Raw genomic sequence first — 19,454 nt, forward strand, 5'->3', positions numbered from 1 at the left:
GCGGTCCCCCTGGTCAGTGGTGGGCCCGGCGCTCCAGGTCGCCCAGGGTGGCCGGGAGGTCCGCCAGGGCGGACAGGGCGCGGCCCTGGCACAGGTCCACCACGCCGTCGTAGGCGCGGGCGTCGTCCGTGTGCGCGCGGGCGTGGTCGCGGACGTGCTCGGCGAGGAGCAGCGCGTCGCGGTGGTCGCCCAGCACGGACTGGATCCGGTGGCCGACGGCGCCCAGGTCCTTGGTCCTGCCGCCCAGCAGCCCGACCGGCTCGCGGGTGACGGCGTCGCAGGTGTGCCGCAGCCTCCGCGCCGCCTTGCGCAGCTCGTGGGCGGCCTCCGGGTCCGCGAGCCGGGGCGCGGCGTCGAGGGTGCGCGCCGCCTGTCGCCGCACTGTCCGGCGGGCCGCCTTCCTGGCCGGCCGCCCCGCCCGGTCGCCGAGCCGGGGCAGGGCCGCCCACTCGGCCAGCAGCCGGTCCAGGTCGCGGCTCTGCTCCGACCGGATCCAGCGCACCGCCTCCGCGTGGGCGTGCAGATGGGCCGTCCGCAGCGGGTCGACGAGAGCGGAGCGGGCGGCGTCGTCCAGTCCCGCGGTGTCGGACGCCGCGGCGGCCTGCTGCGCCCGGACCTCCAGGTCGCGCGCCTTCCCCAGCACGTCGCCGAGCTCCTTGAGCCGGGACCGGAGCACGGCCGCTGCGTCCCGGTCGAGGTACCTGCGGAACGCGGCCAGCACGTTGCGCAGGCGCCGTACCGACGTGCGCAGGCGGTGCACGGCGTCGGGCTCGTCGGCCAGCGCCGCGGGGACGTCGTCGTGGATCCGGCGCACCAGGTCGCCGACCGCGAGGGTCAGCAGCTCGCCCGCGGTCCCGGGGCGCGTCGTGCCGGCGTCAGAGGTGGCGATCCCGCCAGGCTACCGCGCGTCATGCGACGGGGGCCCGGACGACGTCGACGCCCAGGGCCTCGATCCGCTCGGCGTCCGCGTCGTCGAGCGCCAGGTCGCAGACCACCGTGTCGAGCTCGTCCAGCGACAGCACCCGGTACTTGGCGTAGCTCCCGAACTTGCCGCTGTCGGCGAGCAGCACCGTGGTCGTGGCCGAGGCCATGGCCGCGCGCTTCGCCTCGATCTTGGCCTCGACCGGCGTGGTGACGCCGTGGCGCGCGTCCCACGAGCTCGACGACAGGAACGCGATGTCGAGCGACAGCTCCGCCAGGGTCAGGGCGGCGAGCCGCCCGATCGTCGACTGGTTGTCGGGGTCCACCCGCCCGCCCACGCTGATGAGGTCCACGCCGGGGTGGTCGAGGAAGGCGAGCACCGTGCTGAGGTCGTTCGAGACGACGGTGAGCCCGGTGCGCTCCTCCAGGAACGGACGCATCGCCTGCACCGTGGTGCCGGCGTCGAGGTACAGGGTCATCGAGTCGGTGACCATCTCGGCCGCCGCGCGGGCGATCGCGGTCTTCTCCGCGAGGCCGGTCACCGCCTTCTCGGCGCGCCGGGGCTCGTTCAGCAGCCGGGTCACCAGGGTGGCGCCGCCCTGCGTCGCCCGGACGCGGCCCTGCTCGGCGAGCAGCGCCACGTCCCGGCGCGCGGTCATCTGGCTGATGCCGAGCAGCTCGGTGATCTGCCGGTAGCTGAGCACCTGCTCCATGCGCAGGTGCCGCAGGATCTGCTGCCTGCGCTGCTCCGGGATCAGGGCCGTCGTCTTCGCCATCATCGCCTCCTGCGCGTCAGTTTAGGGGCGCCGGGGTCCACGGACTGCGCCACCTGTCGGCCAGCTCCCGGATTCGCTCGGGAGCCAGCTCGCGGCGCTCGGAACCAGCCGTGAGCAGGGCGATCCGGCACGCCTCCTCCAGCTCCGTGGCGCGGTCGACCGCCTCGTCCAGGCTCGCCCCGGCGACGACGGCGCCGTGGTTGGCGAGCAGCGCGGCACGCAGCGGCCACGGCGCGGTCAGCAGGTCGTCGCCCAGTGCCGGGTCTCCCGGGTGCCGGTAGGGCAGCAGCGGCGCCTGCCCCACACGCATCACGAAATACGGCGTGAGCGGTGGGACCGCGTTGTGCGCCGCCCACGGCGCGAGGCAGGCCAGCGCCACGGCGTGCGGCGAGTGCACGTGCACCACGGCGCGGTAGCCGTCCTCGCGCCGGTAGAACGCCGTGTGCAGCGGCGTCTCCTTGGAGTGCCGGGCGCCGCCCAGGTGCGTGCCGTCGAGCGAGACCTCGGCGATCCCGTCCGGCGTGAGCCGGCCGAGCGACGCGCCGGTGCCGCTGATCAGGATGCGGTCGCCGTCGCGCACGCTCACGTTGCCGCTGCTGCCGGGGCTCAGGCCCGCGTCGACGAGCTGGCGGCCGGCCGCGATCAGTGCGGCCAGGGGGTCGGTCACCCGGTCGGTCGCCGCGCTCACGCCAGCACCTCCCAGGCCCCTGTGAACAGGTCCTCGCCCCCGAAGTTGCCGCTCTTGAGCGCCAGCGCCACGGTCGGGCCTGGCCCGCCGCCCACGCTGTCCACCGCGCCCGCCGCCCAGCAGACGCCGGGGGCGAGCTCCGGGCCGATGTGCAGCGCGCCGACGCCGAGCGAGCGCACCACGGCGCCGCTGCTCTCGCCGCCCGCGACGATCAGCGCCGTCACCAGACCGCGCTCCACGAGCAGCCGCGCCACTCCGGCGAGCACCCGCTCGACCACCGGCGCCACCTCGACGCCGTCCAGGTGGGACCGCACGTCGGAGCGTTCGCGCGCCGCGCACACCACGGGGTGCGAGCCCGGGGACTGCTCCTCGACCCACGCCGCGAGCCCGGCGATCGTGGCGTGCTCGTCGGCGACCGCCGCCGCGACGTCGATCAGCCGCACCGGCTGCGTCCGGGCGGCGTGGGCGATCTGGGCGAGCGTCGTCGCGGAGACGCTGCCGCACAGGACGGCGCCGCGGCCGGTCGCGGGGGCCGACCACAGGGCGTCGGGCAGCCGCGGCCCCGGGATGCCGAGCGCCAGGCCCGAACCGCCCGAGACCAGGACGTCGTCCGCCGTGGCCGCGCCGATCGTCACCAGGTCCTCGTCGGTGATCGCGTCGACCACCGTGTAGCGGGCGGCAGAGGTGTCGAGCGCGTCCCGGACGGCGTCGGCGCCCCGCCGCACCGTGCCGAGCGGCACCTCGCCGACGTCGTGCGTGGTCTGCGGGCGCAGCAGGTCCGCCACGCGTGAGCGGGTCATCGGCGTGAGAGGGTGGTGCCGCATCGACGAGTGCTCCAGCAGGTCGGTGCCCACGAAGAGGTGCCCCTGGTAGACCGTGCGCCCGTTGGCGGGCAGCGCCGGCACGACGACGGCGCGGTCCGCGCCCACGGCGTCCGACACGGCGTCGAGCACCGGGCCGATGTTGCCCTCGTCGGTCGAGTCGAACGTGGAGCAGTACTTCACGTAGAAGCGGTCGGCGCCCCACGCGCGCAGGCGGGTCACCGCGTCGAGCGAGGCGGCGACGGCCTCGGCGCGCGGCGCGGTGCGCGTCTTGAGCGCGACCACCACGGCGTCGACCTCGGCGAGCTGGGCGGGGGAGAGCGCGCCGTCCTCGACCACCACCCAGACGCGGTGACCGGACGTGCGCAGCATGGTCGCGAGGTCGGTGGCGCCGGTGAAGTCGTCGGCGATGGATCCGAGCATGCTCAGATCTTCTCACACTGTGTGAGTATTTGATGCGAAGTTGGACGATGTTAGAAACTGTGGCACAGTGGCCGCCAGCCCGCTCGAACGCCGAGCGGGTGCACGACGATCGGAACAACGGTGATCCTCAATCACGCCTCCCGGACGCGAGCCTCGCTCCGCGTCGCCCTGACGGGTGCGAACGGCGGCTACGGGCGCACGTTCCTGGCGCAGCTCGCGCTGACGCCCGAGATCCGCCCGGCGGTGCTGGTCGACCCCGACGTCGCCGGCGTGCGGCGCATGCTCGACGAGCTGGGCTACCCGGCCGACCGGGCCGTCGAGTCCGCCGACGCGGCCACCACGGCGCGCCTGGTCGAGCAGGACCGCATCGCGCTGGTGGCCTCGGCCGACGCCCTGGACTGGGCAGGTGTCGACGTCCTGGTCGAGGCCTGTGGCCGCGTCGCGGCCGGCTTCGGCTACGCCTCGGCGGCGCTGGAGCACGGCACGCACGTGGTCATGGTGAGCAAGGAGGTCGACACCGTCGTGGGCGCCGACCTCGGCGCGCGCGCCGCCGCGAACGGCCTGAGCTACCTCCCCGGCGACGGCGACCAGCCCGCCAACCTGCTGCGCCTGGTCGACTGGGTCGCCGCGGCCGGCCTCGACATCGTGGCGATCGGCAAGTCCGGCGAGTACGACCTGGAGCTCGACCCCGCCACCGGCCGCGTGACGCAGGCCGGCGTCACGGTGGACGCCCCGGCGCTGCTCGACCTGCTGGAGCTCGGCGACGACGTCGCGGGCACGCTCGCCCGCCGCGCCGACGCCGTCCGCGGCCTCAAGCGCGCCGCCGCCGCCGACTCGTGCGAGATGACCGTGGTCGCGACCCGCACCGGCACGAGCGCCGACGTCGAGGCCATGCACTACCCCGTGGCCCGCATCGCGGAGCTCGCCGACGTCTACGCCGCGCGCGAGGACGGCGGCATCCTGACCCACGACGGCGTCGTCGACGTCTTCTCGGCGCTCCGGCTGCCGGGCGAGGCAAGCTTCGCCGGAGGCGTGTTCGCCGTGGTGCGGACCGGCGACCCGGTCACCTGGGAGCTGCTGCGTGGCAAGGGCCACGTGATCAGCCGCGACGGGAAGTACGCCTGTATCTACTGGCCGTACCACTACATGGGCGTCGAGACGCCCCTGACCGTGCACGCCGCGGTCGATCGTGTCCCGGCCCTGCGGGCGCGCTGGACCACGCTGCTCGCCGCCCGCGCGGCCGAGGACCTGGCGGTCGGCACGACGCTGCGCGTCGAGGGTCACCACCACGAGATCGCCGGCGTCGCCCCCGTGATGATCGACCCGGCCGAGGGCGTCGCCCCCTACTACCTGCTCGACGGCGCGCGCCTCGCGCGCCCCGTCGCCGCGGGCAGCCTGATCGGCCTGTCCGACGTCGAGGGCGTCGACCAGACCGCGCTCGCCGCCTACCTGGCGGGCACCGCCACCACCACCACGAACGGAGACGATCGATGACGATTCTCGCCCCGTGCACGCAGGCCGCACGCTCACCCGAGGAGCTGACGGCATGACCGCCGAGATCGTCGCCCTGATCGGGCTCGCGCTCGTCTTCGGGATCTCCGCGCTGCGGAACGTCCACATGGGCGCGCTCGCGCTGGTGGCCGCCTTCGTGGTGGGCATCGGCGTGGTGGGGGAGGGCCTCGACGACGTGCTCGGCGGGTTCCCCGTCGACGCGCTGATCATCCTGGTGGGCATCACCTACCTGTTCGGTATCGCCCGCGAGACCGGCACCATCGACTGGCTGGTGGACCGCTCGCTCGGCCTGATCGGCGACCGGGTGGCCCTGCTGCCCTGGGGCCTGTGGCTCATCGCCACCGGCGTCGCCTGCCTCGGCACCTCGCACGCGGCGTTCGCCGTGGTGCCGATCGCGATGAGCCTGGCCGCGACCCACCGCATCAGCTCCACGATGATGGGCATCGCGATGAGCTCCGCCATCGTCGGCGGTGCGCTCGCGCCCACCAGCATCGTGGGCATCACCGTGCAGACCGTCGCCTCCAGCGCGGACATCCCCTACGACGCGGGCCTGATGTTCGGCCTGTCCGTCGGCGTGAACGCCCTGGTCGTGCTCGCCGCGTTCTTCCTGTTCGGCGGCCGCGAGCTGATCCAGCGCACGCGGCTGGCCCGTTCGGGGCCGGGCGGCGGCGCGGGCGGCGGCGTCGGTGGGTCCGGCGGCGCGGCGGGCGGGTCCGGCGGCGGCGTGGCCACGCTGGAGCGCACGGAGGTCAAGGCTCCGGCGAGAATCACGGCGATGCAGGTGCTCGTGATCGTCTCGATCCTGGTGCTGATCGGCGGGTTCTTCCTGCTCACCACGCTCGACGTCGACATCAACCTCGGCGTGGTCGCGCTGACCATCGCGGTGATCCTCGCGCTCGTGGATCCCGGCGTCGGACGCCGCGGGATCTCGCGGATCGACTGGAGCACCATCCTGCTGCTGGGCGGCATCATCACGTACGTCGAGGTGCTCACGCGGCTCGGCGCCATCGACCAGCTCGGCGAGGCCGCGCGCTCGGTCAGCGAGCCGCTCGTCGCGGCGCTCGTGCTGTGCATCGTGGCGGGCCTGGTCTCGGCGTTCGCGTCGACCATCGGCATCATCGGCGCGCTCATCCCGCTCGCCGTGCCGCTGCTCGTGCCCGGCGGCGGCCTGGAGATGACCGGGTTCATCTACGCCCTGGCGATCTCCGCCTCGCTGGTCGACTGCGCACCGTTCGGCACCACCGGCGCGACGATCGTCGCGTCGACGGTGGAGCACGACCGGCCGACGGTGAACCGGAACCTCACCATCTGGGGCCTGTCGATGGTGATCATCGGCCCGGTCGTCACGCTGCTGACGATGGTCGTGCCCTTCCTCTGGGCCTGACCGGCCGCGGGCCGGTACCGCAGCTCAGGGCAGGATCGAGTCCACGTAGCCGCCGTCCACCCGGACGGCGGCTCCCGTGGTCGCGGAGGCGAGCGGCGAGCTGAGGTAGGCGACCATGTTCGCGATCTCCTCCGGCTCGATGAGCCGCTGGAGCAGCGACTGCGGGCGGTACAGCCGCATGAACACCCGCTGCGCCTCCTCCCAGGGCAGGGTCTCGTCCACGAGCTCGTAGACGAAGTTCTCGACGCCGCCGGTGTGGGTGGGGCCGGCGATGACGGAGTTGACCGTCACGCCGGTGCCCGCCGCCTCCTTGGCGAAGCCGCGGGAGACGCCCAGCAGCGCCGTCTTCGAGACGCCGTAATGGATCATCTCGGCCGGGATCACGATGGCCGAGTCGCTGGCGATGTTCAGCACGCGTCCCCAGCCGCGCGCCGTCATGCCGGGCAGCGTCTCGCGGATCAGGCGGACGGCCGCCAGGACGTTGACCTCGAAGTACCGGCGCCACTGGTCGTCGTCGATGTCCAGCGGCGGCACGCTGCCGAAGATGCCCAGGTTGTTGACCAGCACGTCGACGTCGCCCACGGCCGCGAGCACCTGCGCGGCACCTGCCGCGTCGGTGACGTCGCCGGTCGCCGCGACGAGCTCGCGGTCCGCCGACTCCTCGAGCAGCTCGTCGATCGTGGCGACGACGCCGTCCGGGCGGCGTCCGTTGATCGCGACCCGGGCGCCCGCGTCGGCGAGCTTCGCGGCGATCGCCCGCCCGATGCCCTGGGTCGAGCCGGTCACCAGTGCGGTCCTGCCGGTCAGATCGATCTGCATGCTTCCCCCTGCTGTGTCGTGACGGCTCTACCCGGTGCACCCAGACTGAACCATCCGGCACGGCGCGCAAGCGCGGTGTCTGCGTCCATATGGAAGGTTTTGTAGTGCGTGACCTCGCGGGTGCCGTTGGCCCTGGGTGGGTCAGGTGGGGTGGGTCCAGGAGAGGTCGGGGTGTCGGGACCGGGTGCGGGCTTGGGCAGGTGACCGGCTGGGTCGATTCGCCGGGCGTGGTTGGTGGGGTGGTGGGCTGGGTCGGTAGGCGATCGTGCCGTGGGTGGGGGTGGTGTGGCAGCCGATCTGGTAGCGGCTGCGTGGGGTGTGGCCGGGTGCGGGGCCGGTCATGCCGACCGCGGGGGTCCATGCCGGGGTCGTGGTGCGGTCACGGACTGCGGCTGGGCTTGGAGTGTGGTCGGTCTCGTTTGCTGCTGGTCCGTTTTTGGGCGCACTGGGGTGCTGGCCGGGGTCCGTGGCGCTGGTTCTGGCTGGTGTTGGTGGTGCGGGCGCGATCGAGACGTAGGTGTGCCCCGTCGGGGTGATGGTCTCGACGGCGTGCCGCCCGTGGAGTTGGGTGGTCTTCTGTGACCAGCCGGGTGCCTGCTTGGCGTGGTTGCATCTGGCGCATAGGCCCTGCCCGTTGTCGAGGCTGGTCGGGCCGCCCTCGGTGTGCGGGGTGACGTGGTCCGTGTGCCGGATCGGGGCGTCACACCAGGGGCTCGCGCAGATTCCCTGCTCCCTGGCCCGCAAGAGGCTCGCTAGTCCCTGGGGGTGGAACCGGGACGTGGATGTCGTGGCCAGCAGGCGGCCGTGGGGGTTGACGTAGATCGAACGCAGCCACGCGGTGTCGGTGTCGATCGCGTGCGCTGCCAGGTGGCGGGCGACCGGAGCCGGGACGACGCCCACACCCGCCGGGGCTCCCTCGACCACCACGGCGGGCTGGTCACCGTTAGCCAGGAGGGTGTCGTCCGAGACCAGGAGGTTGATCGTGACTGGCACGTCCTGGGCGTGTCCGGACTCGCGTCCGGTGGTGCGTTCGATGAGGGTGTCGGCCATGATCTGCCCCGCACTCCGCTCATCACCCGCCGCTTTGACAGCGTCTGCGTGGGCCTTGAGCTGGGCGTAGGCCTGCACGCCCTCAGCCATCGGGACCAGGGCGGTCAGGTAGACCATCAGATCGGGGGCGGGCCGCACCGACACCCGCCGCTCAGTGACCGCCTTCGCGTTCCGCTTCACGCAGGCGTGCACGTCCAACTGGGCGGCCAGTTCCTTGATGCGTGCGATCAGGCGGCGGGTGCCCATCCGAGCCAGCTCGGCCAGATGCGCCGGGCCGCAGATCTCCTCATCGATCAGGCCACGGTGCTCCAGGGACAGGTGGGAGGTCTCGCGGACCAGGAGCGTGGCCCGCCACGACGACAACACCCCCGAGCGCAGCGCGTTGAACGTGTGAGGCATCTGCGTGACCCAGACCCGGGACGTGCCCACGAACCCAGCACCGGCGTGCGGGCTCACCCGCAACGCGGCACCGACCTGGTTCGGCACACCGCGTCCGCGACGCTCGGACCGGATGCTCTGCCGGGCCTCCTCGGCACGGGTTGCCTCGTCCAACGCGACCGTGAGCCGGGCTTGGGTCGCGGTAACCGTGTTCTTCACGGCCTCCAACTCACCGAGCAGGTCGACCCACTCGGTCTGCACTGCACCGGAGACAAGAGCACCCGGGCCGGTGTCAGTGGCTCCGGGCAGGATCATGCCCGCAAGCAACTCCCGCACCGCGCGCACACCCGCCACGTCAACGACCCCGCCGGGCACGGACGCGGGCGCACCGGACGACACGCCACCACCGCGCGGCGGAGCACCACCGTGCTGCGGCGCACCACCGTGCTGCGGCGCGCCGTCGGGCAGCACAGGGCGAGCAGGCTGCTCGCCCGCCGCCATCAGCACCTCACCCGTTCGCGTCATGCCATCAACATATGGCACACCCGTTCGCACCGCTCGACGAACGGGCCGGATCTGCCAACAGCAGAATCGGCTGCTCGCCCTTGTGGGCAGGTCTTGGAGTTAGGCGGCCGGCGGCCCCGAACGGGCGGGCCGTCTCGTCGATCACGCCAGACGGTCGTCGCGGGGGCGGAAACCTCAGGAACACCCGCGCCGGCCACGGCACAGGACCGCGCAGCACAGGACCAGGCAGTGCAGGACCAGGCAGTGCGGAGCAACGCAGTGCCGATCCAGGCAACAGTCCCGTTCGGTTGAAGACCGCACGGCACAGAGCCGGGCAGTGCAAAGGTCGAGACGAGTGCGCCTATCACCGGTGAGGCGAGCAGTCTCCGACACCGCTCCGAGCCGCGTTCCCGCGCGGTCCCCACCGCCCCGCCGCCCCGGGACGCCAGGCGACCGGGGTACCGGACTGCCGAAAATCGTGAGTTCGACACTCCCGAGTCGCAGCACGTTCAGACGTAGGGCATCAAACTTCGCTGCATCAGCGTCAGCACCAGCACTTCACTTGCCGCCGGAGCCTGACCCCTACGACCACCGACCCTTGTAATCAGCCCTCTAGTCGTCGGCGCGGGACCAGCGGTCCCAGAGCCAGAGCAGGAAGACCAGTAACAGGAACGCGGGGATGCCCGCGATGCCGAGCCGCGTGAACCAGTCCGACAGCTCCGCGCCGAAGCCCGGTCTTGCGCCGTCCGCGTTGCTGGGTCCGTCGGAGCCGGAGTTGGAGTCGACGGCGCCGCCGCCGTTGTTGTCGCTCCTGCCGCCGTCTCCCTCGGCACCGTCGGCGGTGCTGTCGGGACCGGAGGGGGAGTCGGCGGGCGCGCCGTCACCTGTCGCGGTGTCGACGCCGTCGTCGGACGAGTCGCTCGGCGTGCCGAGGTTGTCGAGCCACGTCGACACAGTGCCGGCGATATCGCGGGCCGAGTCCTCGACAGCGGTCGAGCCGTTGTCGTCCGCTCCGTCACCGCTGCCCGCGCCGTCATCGCCGCCACCGCCGACATCGCTGCCTGTGCCGTCACCGCTGCCTGCGCCGTCCGCGCCGCCCCCGCCGCCCCCGCCACCCCCGCCGTCCGCGCCGCCCCCGCCGCCCCCGCCACCAGGGTTGGCGACCGACTCCGCGGCCGGCGGGTCGTCCGGCTGGTTGGCCACGAGCGCCGCCGCACCGCCACCGAACGCGAGCGCGGCGAGCACGCCCGCCACGATCGCGGCCTCCTTCTTGCCGAACGACGGCTTCGCGCCGCCCGCAGCCCCGGCCGCCCCCGCACCGGCTCCGGCACCCGCGCCCGCCGCACCGGCCGCCGCGGCGCCCAGCGCACCCGTGGCCACGGCGCTCGCGACGAGGTGTTGTCCCAGGTCGCGCAGCATCCACGACACCTCGCGCACGTCCGTGAACGCACGCGTGCACTCGGCGCAGCCGTCCATGTGTGCCTCGACCCGGGCGCGACGCCGGGGGAGCAGCCGCTCCTTGAGGTAGTCGTGCATGGCGGCGCGGGTGGTGCGGCACTCGGGTTCGTTGACGGTTTGTGCGTGGGCGGCGGCGAAGGCGCCGGCGAGGCGTTCCTCGGCACGGCGCAGCCGCATGGTCACCGCGTGCGGACGCACGCCGAGGTCGCCGGCGATGTCCGCGACGGCCATGTCGTGGACGTGGCGGTCCAGGAGGATCTTGCGGTCGTCGTCGGCCAGGTCGGACAGCGCCGAACGGAGCATGGAGACGTCCGCCTCGCGTTCGGCGTCCAGCTCGGCTCCGGCCACCGGCGGTGTCAGGGCATCGAGGGTGTCGTCCTCGACCGGGCGTGCCCGCCCGGCCTCGCGGGTCATCGAGATGGCCTCGTTGACCGCGGCCCGCCGCCAGTAGGGGGCGGGGTCGTCGATGGTGCCGCCGGTGGAGACGATGCGGACCATCTTCTCCAGCGCGCGGCTGGTCGCTTCCTCGGCGTCGATGCCGGGTACGCGTGCCGCGACGGAGCGCACGACGTTGGGCCGGTGCACCACCCAGTCGTCAAGCTGCATCGCGCGTGCGGCAGTCATACCGGTCCATCCCCTCCCGTTCGGGGACCATTCCACCGAGGCCGGGCACCGGCCGCGCGACGAAAAGCAGAATGTGCGTCAACGCACGATCGCCTTGACGGGCGGCGTACGGGCATCTAGTTTAAGTGAAACTTCACGTAAATCTGGAGGGGTGCCATGTCGGATCCGAGGCTCGAGAAGCTGATGCGCGCCAACCTGCTGGAGGTCTTCGGCGAGCGTGACCCCGCTCGCCGGGTGGAGGCGATCCGCCGCACGTACACCCAGGACGTGGTCTTCGCCGACGCGGAGGGTCAGGTGGAGGGGCACGAGGCGCTCGACACGAAGGTGCGGGAGATCCAGGACGGAGCGCCGGGTCTCGTGTTCCGCGCGGACGGGGACTTCTACCAGGTGCAGGACATGGGCTACCTGGCGTGGGCGCTCGGACCCGAGGGGGCGCCGCCGGTCGTCCGCGGGACGGACATGGGCTTCGTCCGCGACGGACTGCTCGCGAAGGTCTACACCGTCCTGTTCCGCTGAACCGCATGGGCGGGTACGAAGTCCCTCCTGAGTCGCCCTTCGCCTTCCTCGACGACGACCAGGCGCGCGCCTGGTACGCCTACATGAAGGTGCACCTGCGCCTGCGGTACGAGATGAACCACCAGCTCCAGGCCGACGCCGACGTCTCCCTGGCGGACTACGACGTCCTGGTCGCGCTCACCAGCGACCAGGACGGGAGGATGACGGTCTCCGACCTGGCCACGCGGATCGGTGCCGAACGAAGCCGGGTGTCCCACCAGGTGCTGCGCATGGCTCGCCGAACCCTGGTCGAGGTCACCCCGAGCGTGCACGACCGCAGGGCGACGGACGTCACCCTGACCGACGAGGGGCGTGCCCTGCTCGGACGGGCCTCGCCGGGGCACGTCGCGTTCGTGCGCTCCGTCTTCCTCGACGCGCTGTCAGGCGCGCAGACCCGGCAGCTGGCGAGCGCGTTCGAGGGCATCTACGACCACCTGATCGCGCACGGGTCGCTTCCACGCCCCGCGGATCATCCCTGAGCGACGGCCTGGCATCCGGGACCGAGGTCCGGCAGGTCGGACACGACCGCCCCGGCCCCGATCGCGGCCGCGCTGAACGGGTGGCGCAGCAGGGGCAGCACCGCGGCGGGGTGCGAGAGCGTGAACGGCATCAGCTCGTCAGCGACGGCGGAGCACGAGCCCGCGCACGTACGACGCCTGGCCCGCGTGCTGCAGGTCGTCGTTCACGACGCTGACCAGCCGGACGCCGAGCGTCACCGGCGGGTCCCACCGCGTGTCGACCACGCGGTCGAGGTCCTCGTCGGACAGCCGGTTCAGGTACCGCACCGTCTGGTCGTGCACGGCGTCGTGGTACGCCGTCAGCAGGTCGCCGGAGGGGACGCGGACCGCGGCGACCTGGTCGGCGTCGTGCCGGTATCCGGTCTCCTCTGCCGGGAAGGGCAGCCCGAACCGGCGGTCCCAGCCGTCGTCCGACCAGATCTGGCTGGTGCCCGCGGCGTCGGCGACGTGGTCGTCCTGGACCCGGGTCAGGTGCCAGACGAGCCACGCGACGGAGTTGGACCCGTCGTCGGGCCGGAAGGCGAGCTCGTCCGCGGTCAGTCCCCGGACCGCGCCGTGCACCGTCTCCTTGATCCGGCCGAACGCGTCCACCAGCAGATCCGTACCCCGCATCGTTCCCCCTCAGGCCTCGACGTCGCGTGCGGTGCCACGATGCCACAGCGCCGCCGACGGCGGCTGCCCAGCCCCACCGACGGCGGCTGCTCAGCCCCGCCGACGCCGCACGCTCAGCCCGCCGAGAGCCGGATCATCACCTTGCTGCTGTCCCGGCCCGCGGCGGCCGCCAGCGCCGCGCCGGCCTCCTCGATGCCGAACCGGTGGGTGATCACGCCGGACACGTCCAGCCCGTCGCGCAGCGCGTCGAGCGCGTCGCTGATCTCCTCGACGAACCGGTAGGCGCCGATCCACGTGATCTCGCGGGTCACGAGGTCGCCCAGGGCGGCGGGCGCCGCGGTGCCGGGCAGGTTGCCGACCTGCACGAGGGTGCCGCCGCGGGCCGTGGCCCGCAGCACGCCGCCGAGCGCCGCGGGGGCGCCGGAGGCCTCGAAGACGAGCTCGCTGTCCGGCGGCAGCAGGTCACCGCCCGCCACGTTGAGGACGTGGTCGGCGCCGAGCTCCTTGGCCACGGCCAGGGAGGCGTCGGAGACGTCGGCCGCGGTCACGGAGGCGGCGCCGGCGTGCTTCGCGGCGGCCACGACCAGGCACCCGATGGGGCCGGCGCCGTTGACCACCACGTCGCGCCCGACGACGGCGCCGGCCCGGCGTACCGCGTGCATCGCCACGGCGAGCGGCTCGGCCAGCGCGCCCAGCTCGGTGCCGACGCCGTCGGGCAGACGGCGGAGCTGAGCCGCGGGGACGGCCCGCAGCTCGCTGAACCCGCCGTCGGTGTGGGGGTGGAAGGCGGCCGACCCGAAGTACCGGACCTGCGAGTGCAGGTTGGTGCGTCCGGCCAGCCGCTCGGGCAGCACGGACTCGGCAGTGGCCTGCGCCGGGTGCACCGTGACCGCGGTGCCCGGCGCCCAGCCGGTGACGCCGGGGCCGCTCGCGACCACGCGCCCGGCCACCTCGTGGCCCAGCACGAGCGGGTCGCGCAGCACGGCCGTGCCCGAGGCGCCGTTCTTCCAGTAGGCGACGTCGGACCCGCAGACGCCGCCCCACTCCATGGCCACGACGACCTCGCCGGGCCCGGCCACGGGGTCGGGACGCTCCTCGACCCGCAGGTCGCCGGCGCCGTGGACGACGACGGCCCTCATGCCGCGTCCTCGAGCTGGACCAGGTCGCGCCCCTGGGTCTCGGGCGCGAGGCGCGCCGCGACCAGCGTGATGGTCGAGTAGACGATGAGCATCGCGGCGATGGGCCACCAGCTCCCGGTCGCCGCGGTCAGCGACGCCGCGATGACCGGCCCGATCGCGGTGGCGAGGATGCCGCCGATCTCCTTGGACAGGGCGAGCTGCGTGAACCGGGTGCGGGCGCCGAACAGCTCCGCCATCGTCACGCTCTCCAGGGCGAACAGGCCCAGCACGCCGAGGTTCAGGCCGGCGATCATGCCGAACAGGAGCGCGGCGGTGCTGCCGCTCGTGATGAGCAGCATCATCGGGAACGCGAACGCGATGGTCAGCAGGGAGAGCGCGGTGTAGATGGCGCGGCGGCCGAACCGGTCGCCGAGCATGCCGACCAGCGGCACGGTCGCGAAGCCCGCGATGGAGCCCCACATGATGGCCTCGGTGGGCAGCGCCCGGTCCGTGGCCAGGCTGGTGGCGATGTAGCCCACCAGGAAGGTCTGCACCAGGCCGGAGTTGCCGGCCTGGCCGAACCGCAGGGCCAGGGCCAGGAAGAATGCCTTGCCCTTGCGCTGCGCCAGGGCGGCCTCCAGCACGGGCGCGGTCTCGGTCTCCTTGACCTCGGCGCGGGTCAGGGCGACGCCGTCGACGACGTCGGGGCGGGCCTCGAAGACCGGGCTCTCCTTGACGTTCCTGCGGATCCAGACGGCGAAGATCATCAGCACGAAGCTGAGCAGGAACGGCAGGCGCCAGCCCCACGACAGGAGCTGTTCCTCGCTGAGCACGACCAGCAGCAGGGCCCAGAGGGCGGAGGCCGCCAGGGTGCCCGAATTGGTGCCGAGCGAGACCAGCGAGGCGACCAGGCCGCGCCGCTTGACCGGCGCGTACTCGGCGAGCATCACCGTGGCGCCTGCGATCTCCGCGCCGGCACCGAAGCCCTGGACGAGCCGCAGCGCGACCAGCAGGATCGGCGCGGCGATCCCGATCATCTGGTAGGTCGGCAGCACGCCGATCAGCGTGGTGGACACGCCCATGAGCGCGATGGTCAGGAACAGCACCTTGCGGCGTCCGATCCGGTCGCCCATGCGGCCGAAGTAGACGGCGCCCGCGAGCCGCGCGACGTACCCCACGCCGTAGGTGGCCATCGCGGCGATCAGCGCGATGGCGGGGCTGACCCCGGGGAAGAAGATCTGGTTGAAGACGATCGCGGCCGCCAGCGAGTAGAGCTGGAAGTCCATGAACTCCATGGCCGTGCCGAGCCAGCCGGACACGGCGGCCCGGGTCAGGTCCTTGGTCGACCGGGTCACTGCGTTGCCCGGCGAGGTGTTCCCCGGTGAGGTGTCGCCCGGTGAGGTCATAGCGGTGTCCGCCATGGGAGGTGCTCCTTGACTTCTTTGACTGACGTCATTGTCCGAACGGCCGCGTCGGCCGATGTGTGGCAGGCCTTGTATGTAAGCAGCGTCCACAAGCCTGTGTCAACCGTCGGTGGCGTGGAAGAGCGCGTCGTCTCGTCTAGACTCCGGGCATGGGGCAAGCCTCGACCCGATCCAACCGGAGCGTCGTCTACGAGACGCTGCGGCGCAAGGTGCTCACGCTGGAGCTCGCTCCGGGTGCCTCCCTGTCGGAGAACGAGCTCGCCGCGTCGCTCGGCGTGAGCCGTACGCCGGTGCGGGAGAGCCTGATCCTGCTCGGTGAGGAGGGCTTGGTCCGGGTCTTCCCCAAGGTCGGGTCCTTCGTCTCCCGGGTCGACGCCGAGCGGGTCGCGGACGCGCAGTTCCTCCGCGAGGCGGTCGAGCTGGCGGCGTTCGACGACATCCCCGAAACCCTCGACCCCGACCTGCTCGCGGAGCTCCGGGCCAACCTGGAGCAGCAGCGCGAGCCCGGGCTCGACATCGAGCGGTTCTTCGCGCTCGACGAGGCGTTCCACCACGGTCTGCTGCGGCTGAGCGGGCACGGCAGGGCCTGGTCGACGGTCGTGGCGGCCAAGGGGCACCTGGACCGCGCACGCCGCCTCGGCCTGCACGAGACCAACGGCGTCGGCCGGTTCGTGGACGAGCACCATGCCATCCTCGACGCCGTGGTCGCCGGTGACATCTCCAGCGCCCGCGCCAGCCTCCGGGCGCACCTGCGCGCCGTCTTCGACGACATCGAGAAGACCCGGCAGCGCTCGCCCGAGCTGTTCGCCGCGGACGACGGGACCGTGCCCGTGCGCCGCAGCATCGCGGTCTGGGAGTAGCCCCTCCCTGCCGCCCGGGCGGGCGGTCCGGCGACCCCGTGTACTACCAGGGGGGTACACAGGAGTCATCGCTGGGACGATTCGCGCGCGCCCGTGGTGGACCAGAGTCGGTCACGTCAACATCTCCGGCACCACGAGAGAGGCGGCCGACGTGGCCTCCCCATTGATCACCGTCAGCAACCTGCGCAAGACCTACGGGTCCGGCCCCAGCGCCTTCGAGGCGCTCAAGGGCCTCGACCTGGACATCGCCGAGGGCGAGTCCCTGGCGATCGTCGGCAAGAGCGGCTCGGGCAAGTCGACCCTGATGCACCTGCTCGCCCTGCTCGACCGGCCCACCGCGGGCACCATCACCCTGGACGGCACCGACACCTCGCGGCTGTCCGCGCGGCAGCTCAACCACACCCGCAACAGCGCCTTCGGGTTCGTCTTCCAGCAGTTCTTTCTCAACGCCCAGGCCAGCGTGCTGGACAACGTGACGCTCCCGCTCAAGATCGCCGGCGTGCCGCGCCGCGAGCGCACCGCCCGCGGGATGGCGGCGCTGGCCCAGCTCGAGCTCGACGACAAGGCGGGCAACCGGGCCAACGACCTGTCCGGCGGGCAGAAGCAGCGCGTGGTCATCGCCCGGGCGCTGATCAACACGCCGCGCGTGATCTTCGCCGACGAGCCCACCGGCAACCTCGACACCGCCACGGGGACGGTCGTGGAGGACATCCTCTTCGACCTGAACCGGCGCCAGGGAATCAACCTGGTGGTCGTCACGCACGACGAGGAGCTCGCCTCCCGCTGCGACCGCAGCGTCTACATCCGCGACGGCCGCGTGGCCGCGCACGCGGAGGTGGCGGCATGAGGGCGCTCGACGTCGTCACCACGGCGTTCCGCAACGCGTTCCGGTCCCGGCTGCGGACCAGTCTGACCGTCCTGGCCATCTTCATCGGCGCGTTCACGCTGTCGGTGACCAACGGCCTGGGTACCGGCATCAACCGGTACATCGACGACACGGTGGCCTCGGTGGGCGTCGACGACGTCATGACCGTCACCGCGACGAACGAGGACGCCCCGGCCGACGGCGGTCCCGCCGAGTACGACCCCGACCAGATCGCGGTCGAGGGGCCGCCGGGGGCCACGACGACCGCCCTGACCGACGACGACATCGACACGATCGCCGGCATCGACGGCGTGCTGTCCGTGGAGCCGGTCAAGAACGTCACCACCGACTACGTGCAGCACGACGGCGGCGACAAGCTCCAGCTCTCGATCTCCCAGTTCGTGCCGGGGATGAAGGTCGAGCTCGCGTCCGGCACCCAGGTCGACCTCGACGCCGCCGACCCGCAGGTCGTGCTGCCCGAGAGCTACCTGGAGCCGCTGGGCCTGGGCACCGCGGCCGACGCCGTCGGGCAGACCGTCGTGCTGGCCGTCACCGACGGCACCGGCACGCAGGTGACCACCGAGGCGGACGTCGTGGGCATCGCCGAGCCCGGCGTCATCAGCATGGCCGGGGCGATCCCCAACGACACGCTCGCCGAGACGCTCTACGACCTGCAGACCACGGGGGCGCCGGAGGCGGAGACCGCGCGGTACGCCCAGGCGTCCGTCTCGTTCGACGCCGCGGCGGGCGACGAGGCGACGCAGGCCCTCAAGGACCGGCTGGACGACGCCGGCTACACCGCCAGCACCCTGGAGGACCAGCTCGGCACGATCACCTCCGTGATCGACGCCATCGTGCTCGTGCTCAACGGGTTCGCGGTGATCGCGCTGGTCGCGGCCGCCATCGGCATCGTCAACACGCTCTTCATGGCGGTCCAGGAGCGCACCCGCGAGGTGGGGCTCATGAAGGCGATGGGGCTGTCCAGCCCGCGCGTCTTCGCACTGTTCAGCATCGAGGCGGTGGTCATCGGCCTGGTCGGCAGCGCCCTGGGCGTGCTCGCCGCGATCGGCGTCGGGCAGCTCGTGGGCGGCGTGTCCGGGGACCTCCTGGCGAACCTCCCGGGGCTCACCCTCATCGCGTTCGACCCGGTGACGGTCGCCGCCGTGGTGCTGGGCGTCATGGCCATCGCGTTCGTCGCCGGCACGCTGCCTGCCCTGCGGGCCGCCCGGCAGGACCCGATCTCCTCGCTGCGCTACGAGTGACCGGACGGCGGGCGGCGCCTTCGCCGGGCGGCGGAGCAGACGTGCGGCTACTTTTCAGGTCATGGACTTCTGGGACGACGGCGGCGTCCTGACCGGCCCGGCCCGATGCTCGTAGCCGCGCTGTGGGGTGCGGTCGGTGCGGCGGCGCTGCTCGTCGGCGCCCTCGTCGCCTACGCCGGGGCGCCGAGCCGCCGGTTCATCGCCGTCGTCATGGCGCTCGGCGCCGGCCTGCTCATCGGGTCGGTCGCCTTCGAGCTGGTCGACGAGGCGGTCGAGACCGCGTCCGTCGCCCTGGTGGGGCTCTGCACGCTGGTGGGCGCCGCCACCTTCACCGTGGGGGACTGGTGGCTGGGGCGCAAGGGCGGCGGCGGACGCAAGGACGCGGGCGGGGCCCAGGCCGACGGCGCCCCGCTCGCGATCGTCTTCGGCTCGGTGCTCGACGGCGTCCCGGAGTCGTTCGTGCTGGGCCTGACGGTCCTGGAGGGCAACGTGAGCGTCGCCCTCCTGGCGGGCATCGTGCTGAGCAACTTCCCCGAGGGCCTGTCGTCGTCCAGCGGGCTGCGCGCCACGGGCTGGGCGCGGTCAAGGGTGCTGTGGATGTGGTCCGTCGTCGTGCTGGTCTCGGCGGTGAGCGCCGCGCTCGGCTATCTGCTGCTCGACCCGGCCAGCGGGCGCACCGGGGCGGCCGCCCAGGGCTTCGCGGCCGGCGCGCTCCTCGCGATGGTCTCGAACACCCTCCTGCCCGAGTCGTACAAGGTGGAGGGCGTGGCGACCGGTTCCCTGGTGGCGATCGGTTTCGCTGTCTCCCTGATGCTGTCCGCACTCTGACGGCGCGGCAGGGCGCCCCGCCGTCACGCAGCTCACCCGTTCTGGGGGAGTCCG

The 19,454-nt window shown here is 72.8% G+C and carries 19 protein-coding genes; 8 read left to right on the top strand and 11 right to left on the bottom strand.

Translation table 11 applies throughout. The annotated features are described in order from the left end of the window. Positions 1-13: 13 nt before the first annotated feature. The 4 genes from QRN56_RS21330 to otnK form a co-directional block, all read right to left on the bottom strand. Positions 14-814 (bottom strand): CHAD domain-containing protein, encoded by an 801-nt coding sequence (locus QRN56_RS21330; RefSeq protein ID WP_285106639.1) that lies wholly within the window; start codon positions 812-814, stop codon positions 14-16. A 94-nt stretch (positions 815-908) separates the two neighbouring features. Beyond that, positions 909-1,697 (bottom strand): DeoR/GlpR family DNA-binding transcription regulator, encoded by a 789-nt coding sequence (locus tag QRN56_RS21335; RefSeq protein ID WP_285106641.1) that lies wholly within the window; start codon positions 1,695-1,697, stop codon positions 909-911. A 16-nt stretch (positions 1,698-1,713) separates the two neighbouring features. Next, positions 1,714-2,385 (bottom strand): class II aldolase/adducin family protein, encoded by a 672-nt coding sequence (locus tag QRN56_RS21340; RefSeq protein ID WP_285106644.1) that lies wholly within the window; start codon positions 2,383-2,385, stop codon positions 1,714-1,716. Beyond that, a complete protein-coding gene (gene otnK / locus QRN56_RS21345; protein ID WP_285106646.1) occupies positions 2,382-3,629 on the bottom strand; it encodes a 3-oxo-tetronate kinase in 1,248 nt (415 codons plus the stop codon). Before otnK ends, QRN56_RS21340 begins: the two co-directional genes overlap by 4 nt. Positions 3,630-3,749: 120 nt before the next feature. Between otnK and QRN56_RS21350 the strand changes: the two genes are divergently transcribed. Further along, a complete protein-coding gene (locus QRN56_RS21350; RefSeq protein ID WP_285106648.1) occupies positions 3,750-5,123 on the top strand; it encodes a homoserine dehydrogenase in 1,374 nt (457 codons plus the stop codon). A gap of 52 nt (positions 5,124-5,175) precedes the next feature. Further along, positions 5,176-6,525, top strand: a complete 1,350-nt coding sequence (locus tag QRN56_RS21355; RefSeq protein WP_285106650.1) for an SLC13 family permease — start codon at positions 5,176-5,178, stop codon at positions 6,523-6,525. A gap of 24 nt (positions 6,526-6,549) precedes the next feature. Here QRN56_RS21355 and QRN56_RS21360 read toward each other — a convergent pair whose 3' ends face one another. The 3 genes from QRN56_RS21360 to QRN56_RS21370 all read right to left on the bottom strand — a co-directional run bounded on the left by QRN56_RS21360 (position 6,550) and on the right by QRN56_RS21370 (position 11,358). Then, positions 6,550-7,344, bottom strand: a complete 795-nt coding sequence (locus QRN56_RS21360; protein ID WP_285106652.1) for an SDR family NAD(P)-dependent oxidoreductase — start codon at positions 7,342-7,344, stop codon at positions 6,550-6,552. A gap of 141 nt (positions 7,345-7,485) precedes the next feature. Next, positions 7,486-9,087, bottom strand: coding sequence for an HNH endonuclease (locus tag QRN56_RS21365; protein ID WP_285107066.1), 1,602 nt, complete (start codon positions 9,085-9,087; stop codon positions 7,486-7,488). Positions 9,088-9,888: 801 nt separating this feature from the next. Next, positions 9,889-11,358, bottom strand: coding sequence for a zf-HC2 domain-containing protein (locus QRN56_RS21370; protein ID WP_285106654.1), 1,470 nt, complete (start codon positions 11,356-11,358; stop codon positions 9,889-9,891). A 156-nt stretch (positions 11,359-11,514) separates the two neighbouring features. On the opposite strand from QRN56_RS21370, the gene QRN56_RS21375 reads away from it, so the two are divergent. Both QRN56_RS21375 and QRN56_RS21380 read left to right on the top strand, forming a co-directional pair. Then, positions 11,515-11,874, top strand: coding sequence for a nuclear transport factor 2 family protein (locus tag QRN56_RS21375; RefSeq protein ID WP_285106655.1), 360 nt, complete (start codon positions 11,515-11,517; stop codon positions 11,872-11,874). Between the two features lie 5 nt (positions 11,875-11,879). Then, on the top strand, positions 11,880-12,392 hold the full coding sequence (locus QRN56_RS21380) for a MarR family winged helix-turn-helix transcriptional regulator (protein WP_285106656.1): 513 nt from the start codon (positions 11,880-11,882) through the stop codon (positions 12,390-12,392). Here QRN56_RS21380 and QRN56_RS21385 read toward each other — a convergent pair. The 4 genes from QRN56_RS21385 to QRN56_RS21400 form a co-directional block, all read right to left on the bottom strand. Further along, entirely contained in the window at positions 12,383-12,523 is a 141-nt protein-coding gene (locus tag QRN56_RS21385) for a DUF4184 family protein (RefSeq protein ID WP_285106658.1), read from the bottom strand. The genes QRN56_RS21380 and QRN56_RS21385 overlap by 10 nt on opposite strands. A gap of 7 nt (positions 12,524-12,530) precedes the next feature. Then, positions 12,531-13,043, bottom strand: coding sequence for a mycothiol transferase (locus QRN56_RS21390; protein ID WP_285106660.1), 513 nt, complete (start codon positions 13,041-13,043; stop codon positions 12,531-12,533). A gap of 113 nt (positions 13,044-13,156) precedes the next feature. After that, complete coding sequence (locus QRN56_RS21395) at positions 13,157-14,182, bottom strand: L-idonate 5-dehydrogenase (protein ID WP_285106662.1); 1,026 nt, start codon at positions 14,180-14,182, stop codon at positions 13,157-13,159. Continuing rightward, entirely contained in the window at positions 14,179-15,567 is a 1,389-nt protein-coding gene (locus QRN56_RS21400) for an MFS transporter (RefSeq protein WP_285107068.1), read from the bottom strand. Before QRN56_RS21400 ends, QRN56_RS21395 begins: the two co-directional genes overlap by 4 nt. A gap of 167 nt (positions 15,568-15,734) precedes the next feature. Here QRN56_RS21400 and QRN56_RS21405 point away from each other — a divergent pair, with 167 nt between their 5' ends. The 4 genes from QRN56_RS21405 to QRN56_RS21420 all read left to right on the top strand — a co-directional run bounded on the left by QRN56_RS21405 (position 15,735) and on the right by QRN56_RS21420 (position 19,400). Then, complete coding sequence (locus QRN56_RS21405; RefSeq protein ID WP_285106663.1) at positions 15,735-16,445, top strand: GntR family transcriptional regulator; 711 nt, start codon at positions 15,735-15,737, stop codon at positions 16,443-16,445. 151 nt (positions 16,446-16,596) lie between these two features. After that, the gene (locus QRN56_RS21410) at positions 16,597-17,292 is read left to right on the top strand and encodes an ABC transporter ATP-binding protein (RefSeq protein WP_285106664.1); all 696 of its coding nucleotides are present in this window, start codon (positions 16,597-16,599) and stop codon (positions 17,290-17,292) included. After that, positions 17,289-18,572 (top strand): ABC transporter permease, encoded by a 1,284-nt coding sequence (locus QRN56_RS21415; protein WP_285106665.1) that lies wholly within the window; start codon positions 17,289-17,291, stop codon positions 18,570-18,572. Before QRN56_RS21410 ends, QRN56_RS21415 begins: the two co-directional genes overlap by 4 nt. Before the next feature lie 105 nt (positions 18,573-18,677). Continuing rightward, positions 18,678-19,400, top strand: coding sequence for a ZIP family metal transporter (locus QRN56_RS21420; protein ID WP_285106667.1), 723 nt, complete (start codon positions 18,678-18,680; stop codon positions 19,398-19,400). Positions 19,401-19,454 lie beyond the last annotated feature (54 nt).

It is taken from the genome of Promicromonospora sp. MEB111 (assembly GCF_030209445.1).
GTDB lineage: Bacteria > Actinomycetota > Actinomycetes > Actinomycetales > Cellulomonadaceae > Promicromonospora.